Genomic DNA, 12,579 nt, shown 5'->3' on the forward strand with positions numbered 1-12,579 from the left:
TTCTGAAGTCCCGTGCTCCACTGCTGCTGCCCAAACGGGCAGTAGTACCCGGAGCACGGTTCCTATAACCGGCTTATCAAGCAGCATATGCTATCAAACCTAAGTGAATGCTTACGAAGCGAGTTTTGCGAAGTTGAATCAAGCAGCATATGCTATCAAAACTTTTAGGAGGAGAAAACATGAAATCGGATAAAATATCGGAGGCCGTCGTTCGCAGACTCCCAGTGTACCTGCGTTTCCTGAACGATCTCCAAAAACGTGAAATCTCAACAGTTTCTTCTCAGGAGCTGGGACAGAAGCTTGATCTCAACCCCGCCCAGATCCGCAAGGACCTGGCTTATTTTGGTGATTTCGGCAGAAAAGGCATTGGTTATGATGTCTCTTATCTGATTGAGAAGATCAGGCATATTCTCAAGCTGGACCAGCAGATTAATGTAGCTCTGGTAGGTGCAGGTAATCTTGGCCACGCCTTGTCGAATTACAATGCTTACTTGAAGGATACGATGAAGATTACAGCTGTATTTGATGCTTATGAGCCTAAGGTAGGCCAGCAGATCAACTCGTTGACTGTTCAGCCGATGAGTGAGCTGGGGGATACCATCCGTGCACAGGGCATCCGCATCGGGATTATTACCGTTCCGGACAGTGAAGCACAGAACGTTGCTGACATTCTGGTGGATTCGGGCATTGAGGCGATCCTGAATTTTGCGCCTGTCATTCTGAAGACTCCGGCCAATATCCGGATTCATGCCGCCGATTTCACTACGGATCTGCAGAGTCTGGCTTATTATTTGCATGACGGAAAGGACGAAGCTGAAGATGAGCAGCAATAAAACCATTATTAAAAACGGGCGTTTTCTGGTGCCTGGCAGCGATAAGCCGGTGCTGAGCGGTTATATGACCATCGAAAATGATCTTATTACTTACATAGGTGAAGATAAGCCTGTAATTGAAGAGGATGCCGAGGTTATTGACGGCAGCCGGCTGCTGTTCATGCCGGGTCTCGTCAACACCCACGGCCATGCGGCGATGTCACTGCTGCGCGGCTACGGCGATGATATGGTACTGCAGGCTTGGCTGCAGGAAAAAATGTGGCCGATGGAAGAGAAATTCACCGGTGATGATGTGTACTGGGGAACCTCTTTGTCCGTTCTTGAGATGCTGAAGGGCGGCACTACGACCTTCCTCGATATGTATGACCATATGGACCGGGTTGCTGAGGTTACCGAGCAGTCAGGCATCCGTGCTGTACTTATGCGCGGTGTTATTGGCCTGTGCCCGGAAGAGGTGCAGAATCACAAGCTGGCGGAGGCGATTGCTTTTGCCCGGAACTGGCATGGCAAGGCTGACGGCAGAATTACTGCAATGCTCTCGCCGCATGCGCCTTACACCTGTCCTCCTGAGTTTTTCATGAAGTTTGTCCAGGCGGCTCATGATCTGGATCTGCCGATGCACACGCATATGTCCGAAACGCGTCATGAAGTGGAGCAGAATGTGGCCGATTACGGCCTGCGTCCGGTCGCTCATCTGGAGAAGCTGGGTATGTTCACCCGGCCGTCCCTGATCGCCCATGGTGTTCATCTGAACGATGAAGAGATTGAGATTCTGGCCCGCCACAATGTTGGTGTATCCCATAATCCCGGCAGCAACCTTAAGCTGGCCAGCGGAGTAGCCCGTGTTCCTGAACTGCTTAGAGCAGGAGTTAAGGTCTCCCTGGGTACGGACGGTGCGGCAAGCAACAACAACCTGGATATGTTCGAAGAAATGCGGCTGGCCGCGCTGATCCACAAAGGTGTAAGCGGTGATCCTACAGCAGTACCGGCTCCAGAGGCGCTGCTGATGGCGACCGAATATGGTGCACAGTCTATTTTCTTGAACCAGGTAGGTCGGCTTGCAGCAGGGATGAAGGCCGACTTCATTGCGATTGATATTGATCAGCCGCATTTGCTGCCGCATACCGATCTTTTGTCCCATGCGGTATATTCAGCCAGTGCCAAGGATGTGGAGCATGTCTGGGTGAACGGCAAACAGGTTGTGAAGCACGGACAATGCCTGACACTAGATGAAGAAGCTATCCGCCGCAAAGCGCAGGAAACGTTCGAGGGACTGCTTAAACGGTAATACAGGTTTAAAGGGAAAGGAAGCTGCATGTTGAAGAAGAGGAGAAAATGGCTTCCGCTGGGGATTTCCCTGGTTCTGCTCCTTCTGTTCGGACTAAGCCAGTTTTATGCCTACATTATGAAGGATCAGTGGAACGAGCGGAGTGAAGCCAAAGAGATTGCCAGAGCGCGGGCCGGCTTAACTGAGGTAACCAAAGCACAGAAATCCGTCTGGGATGAAAATGCGATATACTGGGTGCTTACCGGAAAAAATGATGCAGGAACCGAGCTGATGGTTTGGGTCCGTTTTACCAAGGAAGGCCAGCCAGCCGGAGGCGACAACGATTTATACGCGGAGGAGCTCAGCAAAGGGACTTCTGAGGCGCAAATCCGTGATATTATAGCTGCCCAGCTTCCGGGTATTACGATTAAGCGGCTGCTGCCGGGAGTGTATAACGGAGAATATGCCTGGCAGCTGTTCTACAAAAAGGACGGCAGGTTCTATTACAGCTTCTATCGCTTCACAGACGGCAGTGCCATCGGTGAAGGGTACAGCCTGCCCAACCGGTAAGCGGCAGCAAGAATGGTCTACAGCAGGAGCGGGAGGACAGTTGAACTGTTCTCCCGCTTTTTATATTAATATAAGCCGTAATTTAAAAGGTTCTTCAAGGGAGAGAACAATCAATAACTATTCTTGGACTTGTGGCCTACTTGGAGCTATGGCTTAATAATAGGGGAGGAATAGATGAATCCATTTCGATGGCATGACAGCTGGATAGCATTAATCAGTATATACGATGATGCATACCGGATTGTCATATCGGAAGTATTCATTCCCGGCATCTGCTTCATACATAATTGACATTCAGGAGGATCATAAATTTGGAAATTCTAGCCTATTTAGATCAGGCGGTAACGTTGTTCAAAGAGGAGCTGGGGGCAAATTTGTCCGGGATTTATCTGCACGGTTCGCTGGCCATGGGCTGTTTTCATCCGGATAAAAGTGATATTGATCTGCTGATTGTCGTACACGACAAGCTGCCTGTAGAGGTCAGCCGGAAACTGGCCAAGAAAGTGATAGCTTATCACGACAGTCTGCCGAACCGGCGCGGGGTTGAGCTAACTATTGTATTGAAGAAATATTTGAAGAACTTTGTGCATCCGACGCCCTTTGAGTTTCACTTCTCGGACTTTCATCTGGACCGGTACAGAAATGATGAGCATTATCTGTGTGGCGGGTTTGAGGACAGGGATCTTGCGGCTCAATTTGCCGTAGTCTATCAGCGGGGATTTATTCTGTACGGCGAGCCTATCCGCGAAGCGTTTCTGCCGGTAGACCGCCAATACTACCTCGATTCTATCCTTGGTGATATCGGAGATGCTGCTCAGCAAATCATAGTTTCTCCAGTGTACTACACACTGAATTTGTGCCGTGTGCTGTATTTTGTGCGGGAAGAAGTTGTGTCTTCCAAAAAGGAAGGCGGGGAGTGGGGCCTGCAGCATTTGCCGTCCAGCTATCACGGGCTGCTGAAGCACTGCCTTGAAGAATATAGCGGTGTGGCGAGTGACAGCAGTTACGACCCGGAGTTATTAATTGATTTTGCAGAATACATGGCCGGCGAAATCAGACAGCACCAAGCCAAGGTGTAAATTCAAACTAACAATGAGTGAAGCGGACTGAGATTCCGTTATCTTGTTCATTTAAGCCCGAAATGGGGTGTATTTGTTAATTAACGGAATCTGAGTCCGCGCCAGCGGCAGACCAGCAAAAGGCGGATTATATTGAAGGGTCGACCTTAATAAAGAGGCAAAGCCCCTTCAGCTTTGGAACTGGAGGAATTAATGCGACTCCTAAGTCCATGTCCTACAAAAGAGAGCACCGCAGGCATTTATTTGCCTACAGGGTGCTCTTTTTCGATATCCTTACCGGCAAAGCTAATTCTGTACACATTTATTGCCGATAAGAAAGATAATCTACTGAAACATCCAGAAATTAGTATCAAAAATTTTAAATATATTCACACTTTTATGTAAAATCGTATATACACCTGTGATATACTACTACTTGTATCAGGACATGCTTAAGAGCATGTCAGTCTCGGAAGGGCGCTAGACACGCTAGATTGGTCATTATTATAGATTTATGTTCGGTCATTTTTGAGAGGAGGACGTTTCTTGAAACTGCGTCTTATGCCTGTACTGCTAACGTCTCTGCTGTCCGCTGCATTGTTATTCGGTGGCTGGTATTCGTACCGCCAGTTCGCTGTGCAGGAGCCGCTGCAAAAACTTGTATCATCCTATGAGGGAGTGAAGGATTCCCATATTAGTATTAAACGCAATGAGGTCACTTTGAAACTTGATTTGCAGCCGGGCACGAAATTACGTGAGCTCGTGCAGTATGTATCCAAAGAGGGCAGCTCAGCTATCAACGGCCGCACGCTCAAATTGGATGTCGAACAGAACTCCAGCGCTTTGTTGGATGAGTATTGGGATAAAGCCATGTTCTCGGTTGCAGAGGCGATGGAGAGCCGGAAGTATACATTAATCCCTGCCAAGCTGGATGGTCTGAAGACGCAAGACAGCAAGTACAGCGGGGTTATAGCAACAACGGAAATTGATGACAAGAATGTGTATGTGAGTCTGAGCAACGGTAAAGAGAGTAAGTTCATCATTCTGCCGCGTGCGGCGGCTACGATGGGAGTGTGGAACAATGCCTAAGTATTGGAAAGAGGTCCTGGCCGGATTTGTTCCGGTCATGCTGATTTTTATGGTTTTTGTCGGGATTAACATTTTCCCTGTAATTATTGCCTTCGGCATGGTCGCTGCCCTCCTGTTTATTGCCCACGCACGCGGCGGTCTGGCGGTAAATGCAGGTGCAGATAAGAAACGTAAGAAGAATGGGCCGTCCAAGCTGACTTTTGAGGAAATCGGCGGCCAGGACAACGCTAAGCAGGAGCTGCGGGAAGCACTGGACTTTCTGATCCGGCATGAAGAAATCAGCAAATTCGGGATTCGCCCGCTGAAGGGGATTCTGCTGACAGGCCCTCCGGGAACCGGCAAGACGCTGATGGCCAAGGCTGCGGCACATTATACCAACTCAGTATTTGTGGCTGCATCAGGCAGTGAGTTTGTGGAAATGTATGTCGGTGTCGGTGCAGGACGTGTCCGCGATTTGTTCAAGGATGCCCGTACCCGTGCGCTTAAGGAAAATAAGCAAAGTGCCATTATATTTATTGATGAGATTGATGTCATCGGCGGCAAGCGTGAAGGCGGGCAGCAGCGTGAATACGACCAGACGCTTAATCAGCTGCTGACCGAGATGGACGGGATCTATAACAATGAAGCCCCGCGCATTCTGCTGGTAGCAGCAACGAACCGCAAGGAAATGCTGGACTCCGCACTGCTGCGTCCGGGCCGGTTCGACCGCCACATCCAGGTGGACATGCCTGACAAGAAAGGCCGCAGGTCGATTCTCGATCTGCATGCCAAGAACAAACCGCTGCATGAAACGGTAAGCTTGGATAAAATCGCCGAGGAAGCTTATGGCTTCTCGGGTGCACAGCTGGAAAGCGTGATGAATGAAGCAGCGATTTACATGATGCGTGAGAATCTGACCCAGGTAGAGCAGCGTCATCTCTCGATGGCGATTGATAAAGTCATGATGGGTGAGAAGACCGACCGGGAAACGAATCATGAGGAGAAACAGCGGGTAGCGATTCATGAGCTGGGACATGCTATTATGGCTGAGCTGCTGCGTCCGGGTAGCGTTAGCCAGGTTACCCTGACTCCGCGCGGACAGGCTCTCGGGTATGTAAGACATAATCCGCAGACCGAACAGTATCTGTACACGAAGGATTATCTGGAGAATCAGATTATGATTGCCCTGGGCGGAGCAGCTGCCGAAGAGATGTATTACGGCGGACGCAGTACCGGTTCACGCGGAGACTTTGACCAGGCGCTGAATATTGTCGAAACAATGATGAAATCGGGACTTACCTCCCTCGGGATTGCTAATCTGCAAATGGTAACCACTGAAGAGCTGATGAAAGAGAATAGTAAAATACTGGATGAGCTAATGGTCCGCACGAATGACCTGCTGAATAAGCAAAGAAATGTATTTGATTACTCTCTTGACATTTTAATGAAGGAAGAAGTTCTCTCCGGGGAGCAATTTCGTTGTCAATTTCGTGACAGTGTCCTTTTACCGGCATAATTCTTTATGCCGGTTATTTTTTTTTACTTTTCAGACATGCTAAGATATCATTATATGTCGGGCTACATATTTTTTTCGACAGACAAGGTACAATACAAAAGTATAGATACCTGAAAGGATGGAGACTTTTAAATGAATTTTAAAAAGATCGGTGTCATCGGCGGTGGCACAATGGGACAAGGGATTGCTGAAATGCTGGCAGCCAAGGGCCTGGATGTAATGCTGGTGGAGAAAACTGCAGACAGACTGAACTACTCCTACGAAATGATCGAGACCAGTCTCGACAAACAGCTGGAGAAATGGGCCATTACCCAAGCGGAGAAGAAACTGATTCTTAGCCGTATCCAAAAAGTGACACATTTTGCTGAACTGAGCTCCTGCGATATGGTCATTGAGACCATCGTTGAAGATCTGGAAGCGAAGCAGAAGGTATTCAATCAGCTCGATCAGGTGTGTCCGAGCCACATTATCCTTGCCAGCAACACGTCAACTTTAAGCTTGACTGAGCTTGCAAGCTCGACAATGTATCCGGAACGCGTAATCGGCATGCACTTCATACATCCTGTAGCGAAGGTTGATCTGGTTGAAATCGTGCGCGGATTGAAAACTTCCGACAGCACCTTTGAAGATACCAAAACCTTTGTTGATGAGATCGTTGAGAAAAAAGGCGTAATGATCTATGAATCCCCGGGATTTGTAACCTCACGCCTCATTTGCCTGTTCATTAACGAGGCTATGCATGTGCTGCAGGAAGGTGTCGCTTCTCCTGAAGATATTGATGATGCTATGCGCATTGGCTACCAGTTCCAGAACGGACCGCTTGAAATGGCAGACCGTTTCGGTCTGGATTCTGTTCTTGCTGCACTTGAGAACATGTTCCGTGAATACGGCGAACTCAAGTACCGTCCTTCCACGATTCTTAAGAAGATGGTACGTGCAGGACAACTGGGTGCGAAATCGGGCGAAGGCTTCTTCAAGTATGACAAGGATGGTGACCGTGTATGAATATCTTAGTTATTAACTCCGGCAGTTCTTCATTGAAATACCAGCTGTACAACATGACAGATGAATCTGTACTGGCCAAAGGTCTGGTAGAACGTATCGGGATGGATTCCTCCATTCTGAACCACAAGCCAACCGGCAAACAGGAAGTAACTGAAGTAAGCGAAATTCTTGAACACAACACGGCAATCCGCAAAGTGCTTGCTTGTCTGACTGACAAGGAACATGGCGTAATTGCTTCCACCGACGAGATCAATGCCGTAGGGCACCGCGTAGTACACGGGGGAGAATTCTTCAAGGCTTCCGCACTTGTAGATGCAGATGCGAAGACGAAGATCCGCCAGCTGTTTGACCTTGCGCCGCTGCATAACCCGGCTGCTATGATGGGGATTACAGCGACTGAAATTAATATGCCAGGTGTGCCTCAGGTTGTTGTATTCGATACTGCCTTCCACCAGACGATGCCTGAGAAGGCTTATATGTATGCCATTCCGAGAGTGCTGTACAACAAATACAAAGTCCGCCGCTACGGCGCGCATGGTACCTCCCATGATTTCGTCAGCAAAGCTGCTGCAGATTATCTGGACCGTCCGCTGGGCGAACTGAAGATTATCACTTGCCACATCGGTAACGGAGCCAGCGTGACTGCAGTTGATGGCGGCGTGTCGGTGGATACTTCCATGGGTATGACTCCGCTGGAAGGCCTGATGATGGGTACACGCAGCGGTGACCTTGACCCGGCAATTGTTCCTTATGTGATGAACAAGGAAGAGCTGTCTGTCGGTGAAGTGAACTCCATGCTGAACAAGCACAGCGGACTGCTGGCTATTTCTGGCGTTAGCAGTGACATGCGTGATATTATTGACGGTGCGGAGAAAGGCGAGGCTAATTCTACGCTTGCTTTTGAAATGTACGAGTACCGTTTGCGTAAATACATCGGTTCTTACGCAGCTGCAATGAACGGCGTAGATGTAATCGTGTTTACTGCCGGTGTGGGCGAGAATGCTTCCCTGCTGCGTGAAAAAGTACTGAACAATCTTACGTTCCTCGGAATCGAACTGGATGCAGAAGCTAACAAGGTCCGCTCCGGCGATCCGCGCCGCATCTCTACGGCTGGTTCCAAGGTTCAGGTGCTTGTGGTTCCGACAAACGAAGAGCTTGTCATTGCACGTGATACTTACAGTATTGTGCAAGGAATTAACGGCTAAATTAGAGGAGAGATCTTAGGCATGGCTAACAAGAGTGTAATCAAGAATGTGAATGAGCATGTTGGAGAGAGTGTTGTTATCGGATGTTGGGTTAACAACAAGCGCTCCAGCGGTAAAATTCAGTTCCTGCAGCTTCGGGATGGTACAGGCTATATCCAGGGCGTTGTGGTGAAATCGGAAGTACCTGAGCAGGTCTGGGATGATGCCAAGAGCCTTACCCAGGAAAGCTCGCTGTATGTTACCGGAATTATCCGTGAAGAGCCCCGCAGCCAGTCAGGTTATGAAATGACGGTTACAGGTATAGAGGTATTGCATCTTACTGAGAATTATCCGATTACGCCCAAGGAGCATGGTGTTGACTTCCTGATGGACCACCGTCATCTCTGGCTGCGTTCTTCCAAGCAGCGGGCAGTAATGGTGATCCGTGCAGAGATTATCCGTGCGGTTCAGCAATTCTTCAATGAGAGTGGATTCACGAAGGTTGACCCGCCAATTCTGACTCCAACGTCAGCTGAAGGCACGACCAACCTGTTCCATACGAAGTATTTCGAAGAGGATGCGTATCTGACCCAGAGCGGACAGCTGTACATGGAAGCTGCAGCAATGGCTCTTGGACGCGTATATTCCTTCGGACCTACCTTCCGTGCGGAGAAATCCAAAACCCGCCGCCACTTAATCGAGTTCTGGATGATTGAACCGGAAATGGCGTTCACAGATCATGAAGAAAGCTTGCGTGTGCAGGAAGATTTCATCAGCTTTGTGGTGCAGTCCGTACTTACGAACTGCCGTGCCGAGCTTGAGGCGGTTGGCCGCGATGTCTCGAAGCTGGAGAACATCAAAGCGCCGTTCCCGCGTATTTCCTACGATGATGCAATCAAGTTCCTGAATGAAAAAGGCTATGAAATCGCCTGGGGCGATGATTTCGGTGCACCTCATGAAACGGCTATTGCCGAAATGAGCGACAAGCCGGTCTTCATTACCCACTATCCGGCTTCGTTCAAAGCCTTCTACATGAAGCCGCATCCTGAGCGTCCGGAAGTGGTGCTGTGCGCGGATATGATCGCTCCTGAAGGGTATGGAGAGATTATCGGCGGATCACAGCGTATCGACGATCCGGCGCTGCTGGAAGCCCGTTTCAAGGAACATAATCTTTCGATGGATACTTACAAATGGTACATGGATCTCCGCACTTACGGTTCTGTTCCTCACTCCGGCTTCGGTCTGGGGCTGGAGCGTACCGTGGCCTGGATTTGCGGTCTGGACCATGTGCGTGAAACGATTGCCTTCCCTCGTACGCTGTACCGTCTTTACCCGTAAGGATGGGCAAAGGGGGCTTAAGTATGGACGGAAAAGGATGGAATACCTGGGGCGAAGGCGTAGCCTTCGGCCTGGAGAACGGAATGGCCGTCATTCCTTATGCACTCTTGAAATATTACCGGAAGCTGAATCTGACTGGCAGTGAGGCAATGCTGCTGATTCATCTGCTCTCGTTCCGGCAAGTGGAGGGAATTGATTTCCCTTCGCTTGAGGAGCTGCAGGCCGTAACCGGACGCAGTATCTCGGTTATTGCCGGAGAGCTGCAGAAGCTCATGAAGGAAGGATTCATCAGCATCGACGGAGACAACGACGAGCTGCGCGATATCCATTATGAGCGCTACAACTTCTCCGGACTGTATGGCAAGCTCGGTGCTTATCTGGCCGAAGTCTCGCAAGAGCATTCGCAGGAGAAGCGCAGCCGTGCTGAGAGTGAGCCGGGTTCCCGGGCTGCCGCCCATTATTCCGGATCACCTGCTCCGGAGGGCGGTTATGGCCGGCCGGCCGCGCCGGGGGGCACGGAAGCCGAGGAGAGCCGCAGCCTGTTCAGTATTTTCGAGAAGGAATTCGGCCGTCCGCTGTCTCCGATGGAATGTGAGTCCATTTCCGGCTGGGTCGATGAGGACCGGTATCCCGAAGAGCTGATTCTGCTTGCACTGAAGGAATCTGTCTTCGCCGGGAAAGTTCATTTCCGCTATATTGACCGCATTCTGCTGGAATGGGCCCGCAACAGGGTGAAGAATGCCCAGGATGTTAAAGCCTATTCCCAGAAGTTCCGCAGCGGCGGAAGATGAAATCATAACGTTACGATGCCTGTCATAGAATGAATTAAATTCAAGGGCAATGCTTTCCAGGGTACACCGGAGACAACCCCGCAGCTTACTGCGGGGTTGTCTTTTTGTATTATATATTGAGTTCAGAAAAGGGAGTGGAGCGTATGACCGAACGTAAAGAACCCAGGCAGATTCTTACGAAGGAAGAGCTGGTGGAACAATTAAGGGCTTGCGGGATCAAGGAAGGGCAGAGCTTGATAGTACATGTATCCCTCAGCCGTCTGGGTTTCGTGATTGGCGGGGCGGAGACGTTAATTCGTGCGCTGCTGGAGCTTGTCGGTGTGGACGGCACCCTGATGATGCCTTCGCAGACCTGGAAGAATCTCGACCCCCAGACGGGAGTGCACTGGGAAGAGCCTGCGGAGTGGTGGCCGCTTATCCGTAAATATTGGCCTGCGTACGACAAGGAGGTTACTCCGGCGATCGGGATGGGAGTAGTGGCTGAAATGTTCCGGAAATGGCCGGGAGCCACCAGGTCGGATCATCCGGCCCGTTCTTTTGCCGCGCTCGGCAAACATGCGGAGTATCTGGTAAAAGACCATGATCTGAGCAATATCTTTGGCGCCGGTTCACCCCTGGACAAATTGTATCAGCTGAACGGGCATATTCTTCTGATTGGCGTAGGCTACGACAAGAATACATCGTTGCATCTGGCCGAGACCCGTGCTGACTATCCGGGGAAGCAGATGGTTAATGAGAGCAGTGCTGTTCTGGTGGAGGGTGTCCGCAAGTGGTTAACTTACCCGACACAGGCAGTGGATGACAGTGACTTTGTCCCATTGGGGCAGGAGTATGAGCAGGCGGTGAATCTGCAGATTCACCGGGCCGGGAATGCAGAGGTAAGATTAATGGAACTCAGGTCATTGGTAGATTGGGCAACGGTTTGGATGGAGCAGCATAGGCAGGGGGAGGCAGACAACAAATAGCCCGCAGCTGCTTCGGGGAAGCGGTCTGCGGGCTATTTTGTGGAGATAGGGCTAATGTAACATGAACAAATGCTAAAGAATTATTGCAGCTCTTTCTCCAAAGCCGATCCCATTTCACGGGAACGCTCGGCACAGCGGTTAACTGCAGCGATGACCGTTTCAAAAAAATCTCCGCGTTCCAGCACTTCAATCGCGGCTTGGGTAGAGCCGTTCGGCGAGGTGACCTTCTTGCGGAGCGCGGCAGGTTCTTCACCCGTCTGCTGCACCATCCGGGCAGCTCCCAGCACGGTCTGAACCGTAAGCTCGCGGCTCTGTTCAACCGGCAGTCCGCCGCGGATGCCGGCGGCAATCATGGCCTCCATCATGTAGTAGATATAAGCCGGTCCGCTGCCGGAAATTCCTGTTAAGGTTTCCATCCGCTCCTCATCAATAACGGCCGTTAACCCGACAGCTTCGAAGATATTAAGGGCTGTGCGGCGGCCCGGTTCGTCAACCTCCTTGGAGAAGGCTATGCCGGTTGCACCCAGGCCGATGGAGCTGGAGGTGTTAGGCATCGAGCGGACTACAGGCTGTTGTGTACCCAGCAGACCCTGCATAGTACGGATTGTCAGTCCGGCAATCACTGAAATTACGAGCTGATCCGGCGACAGCAGCGGACCCAGATTACGTAATGCTTCTGCGGCATCCTTGGGTTTCATCGCAAGCACAATTACGGGTGCTGTACGCAGGGCATCTGTTTTTTGTTCGGGATCATTGTAGCCCAGAACGCCATAACGGCTGCGCAGCTCGGCCAGACGTTCGCTGCTGCTGCGGTTTAGCATGATGATTTTGCCGGATTCCACTACGTTCCGGGCGATCATTCCGCGCACAATTGCCTCAGCCATCGAGCCTGCGCCATAAAAAACGATATTATGATTAATAAGTGGTATGGATGGTTGCTGACACATGGCTGGTAGTCCCCCTAAAAAGTTATGTTAACATATG

General features: G+C 50.4%; 12 protein-coding genes. 11 read left to right on the forward strand and 1 reads right to left on the reverse strand.

Translation table 11 applies throughout. From position 1 onward, the window contains the following. The first annotated feature begins 179 nt into the window (after positions 1-179). The 11 genes from NYE33_RS17830 to NYE33_RS17880 all read left to right on the forward strand — a co-directional run bounded on the left by NYE33_RS17830 (position 180) and on the right by NYE33_RS17880 (position 11,595). Positions 180-833, forward strand: coding sequence for a redox-sensing transcriptional repressor Rex (locus NYE33_RS17830; protein WP_039308806.1), 654 nt, complete (start codon positions 180-182; stop codon positions 831-833). Next, positions 820-2,121: an amidohydrolase gene (locus tag NYE33_RS17835; protein ID WP_341068704.1), complete on the forward strand. Its 1,302-nt coding sequence runs from the start codon at positions 820-822 to the stop codon at positions 2,119-2,121. Before NYE33_RS17830 ends, NYE33_RS17835 begins: the two co-directional genes overlap by 14 nt. Before the next feature lie 27 nt (positions 2,122-2,148). Next, positions 2,149-2,670 (forward strand): cell wall elongation regulator TseB-like domain-containing protein, encoded by a 522-nt coding sequence (locus NYE33_RS17840; protein WP_231575172.1) that lies wholly within the window; start codon positions 2,149-2,151, stop codon positions 2,668-2,670. Between the two features lie 311 nt (positions 2,671-2,981). After that, a complete protein-coding gene (locus NYE33_RS17845) occupies positions 2,982-3,749 on the forward strand; it encodes an aminoglycoside adenylyltransferase domain-containing protein (protein WP_341066816.1) in 768 nt (255 codons plus the stop codon). 525 nt (positions 3,750-4,274) lie between these two features. Beyond that, positions 4,275-4,817: a hypothetical protein gene (locus NYE33_RS17850; RefSeq protein WP_042138590.1), complete on the forward strand. Its 543-nt coding sequence runs from the start codon at positions 4,275-4,277 to the stop codon at positions 4,815-4,817. Continuing rightward, a complete protein-coding gene (locus NYE33_RS17855) occupies positions 4,810-6,312 on the forward strand; it encodes an AAA family ATPase (RefSeq protein WP_171716653.1) in 1,503 nt (500 codons plus the stop codon). Before NYE33_RS17850 ends, NYE33_RS17855 begins: the two co-directional genes overlap by 8 nt. 132 nt (positions 6,313-6,444) lie before the next feature. After that, the gene (locus NYE33_RS17860; protein WP_042138587.1) at positions 6,445-7,317 is read left to right on the forward strand and encodes a 3-hydroxyacyl-CoA dehydrogenase family protein; all 873 of its coding nucleotides are present in this window, start codon (positions 6,445-6,447) and stop codon (positions 7,315-7,317) included. After that, the gene (locus tag NYE33_RS17865; protein ID WP_039308826.1) at positions 7,314-8,522 is read left to right on the forward strand and encodes an acetate/propionate family kinase; all 1,209 of its coding nucleotides are present in this window, start codon (positions 7,314-7,316) and stop codon (positions 8,520-8,522) included. Before NYE33_RS17860 ends, NYE33_RS17865 begins: the two co-directional genes overlap by 4 nt. Positions 8,523-8,543: 21 nt before the next feature. After that, the gene (asnS, locus tag NYE33_RS17870) at positions 8,544-9,839 is read left to right on the forward strand and encodes an asparagine--tRNA ligase (protein ID WP_042138584.1); all 1,296 of its coding nucleotides are present in this window, start codon (positions 8,544-8,546) and stop codon (positions 9,837-9,839) included. Between the two features lie 23 nt (positions 9,840-9,862). Next, a complete protein-coding gene (locus NYE33_RS17875) occupies positions 9,863-10,630 on the forward strand; it encodes a DnaD domain-containing protein (RefSeq protein ID WP_042138582.1) in 768 nt (255 codons plus the stop codon). A 143-nt stretch (positions 10,631-10,773) separates the two neighbouring features. After that, positions 10,774-11,595: an aminoglycoside N(3)-acetyltransferase gene (locus tag NYE33_RS17880; RefSeq protein WP_341066818.1), complete on the forward strand. Its 822-nt coding sequence runs from the start codon at positions 10,774-10,776 to the stop codon at positions 11,593-11,595. Positions 11,596-11,675: 80 nt separating this feature from the next. Here NYE33_RS17880 and proC read toward each other — a convergent pair whose 3' ends face one another. Next, positions 11,676-12,542, reverse strand: a complete 867-nt coding sequence (proC, locus tag NYE33_RS17885; protein ID WP_042138578.1) for a pyrroline-5-carboxylate reductase — start codon at positions 12,540-12,542, stop codon at positions 11,676-11,678. Positions 12,543-12,579 lie beyond the last annotated feature (37 nt).

Origin of the sequence: Paenibacillus sp. FSL R10-2199 (assembly GCF_038000235.1) — a bacterium.
In the GTDB taxonomy this organism is placed as follows: Bacteria; Bacillota; Bacilli; order Paenibacillales; family Paenibacillaceae; genus Paenibacillus_AQ; species Paenibacillus_AQ phytohabitans.

Bases quoted from the DNA above. Each gene is read 5' to 3' on its own strand.
- asnS (WP_042138584.1), top strand. From the start codon at position 8,544: ATGGCTAACAAGAGTGTAATCAAGAATGTGAATGAGCATGTTGGAGAG.
- NYE33_RS17865 (WP_039308826.1), top strand. From the start codon at position 7,314: ATGAATATCTTAGTTATTAACTCCGGCAGTTCTTCATTGAAATACCAG.
- NYE33_RS17875 (WP_042138582.1), top strand. From the start codon at position 9,863: ATGGACGGAAAAGGATGGAATACCTGGGGCGAAGGCGTAGCCTTCGGC.
- NYE33_RS17880 (WP_341066818.1), top strand. From the start codon at position 10,774: ATGACCGAACGTAAAGAACCCAGGCAGATTCTTACGAAGGAAGAGCTG.
- proC (WP_042138578.1), bottom strand. From the start codon at position 12,542: ATGTGTCAGCAACCATCCATACCACTTATTAATCATAATATCGTTTTT.
- NYE33_RS17835 (WP_341068704.1), top strand. From the start codon at position 820: ATGAGCAGCAATAAAACCATTATTAAAAACGGGCGTTTTCTGGTGCCT.
- NYE33_RS17855 (WP_171716653.1), top strand. From the start codon at position 4,810: ATGCCTAAGTATTGGAAAGAGGTCCTGGCCGGATTTGTTCCGGTCATG.
- NYE33_RS17830 (WP_039308806.1), top strand. From the start codon at position 180: ATGAAATCGGATAAAATATCGGAGGCCGTCGTTCGCAGACTCCCAGTG.
- NYE33_RS17840 (WP_231575172.1), top strand. From the start codon at position 2,149: ATGTTGAAGAAGAGGAGAAAATGGCTTCCGCTGGGGATTTCCCTGGTT.
- NYE33_RS17860 (WP_042138587.1), top strand. From the start codon at position 6,445: ATGAATTTTAAAAAGATCGGTGTCATCGGCGGTGGCACAATGGGACAA.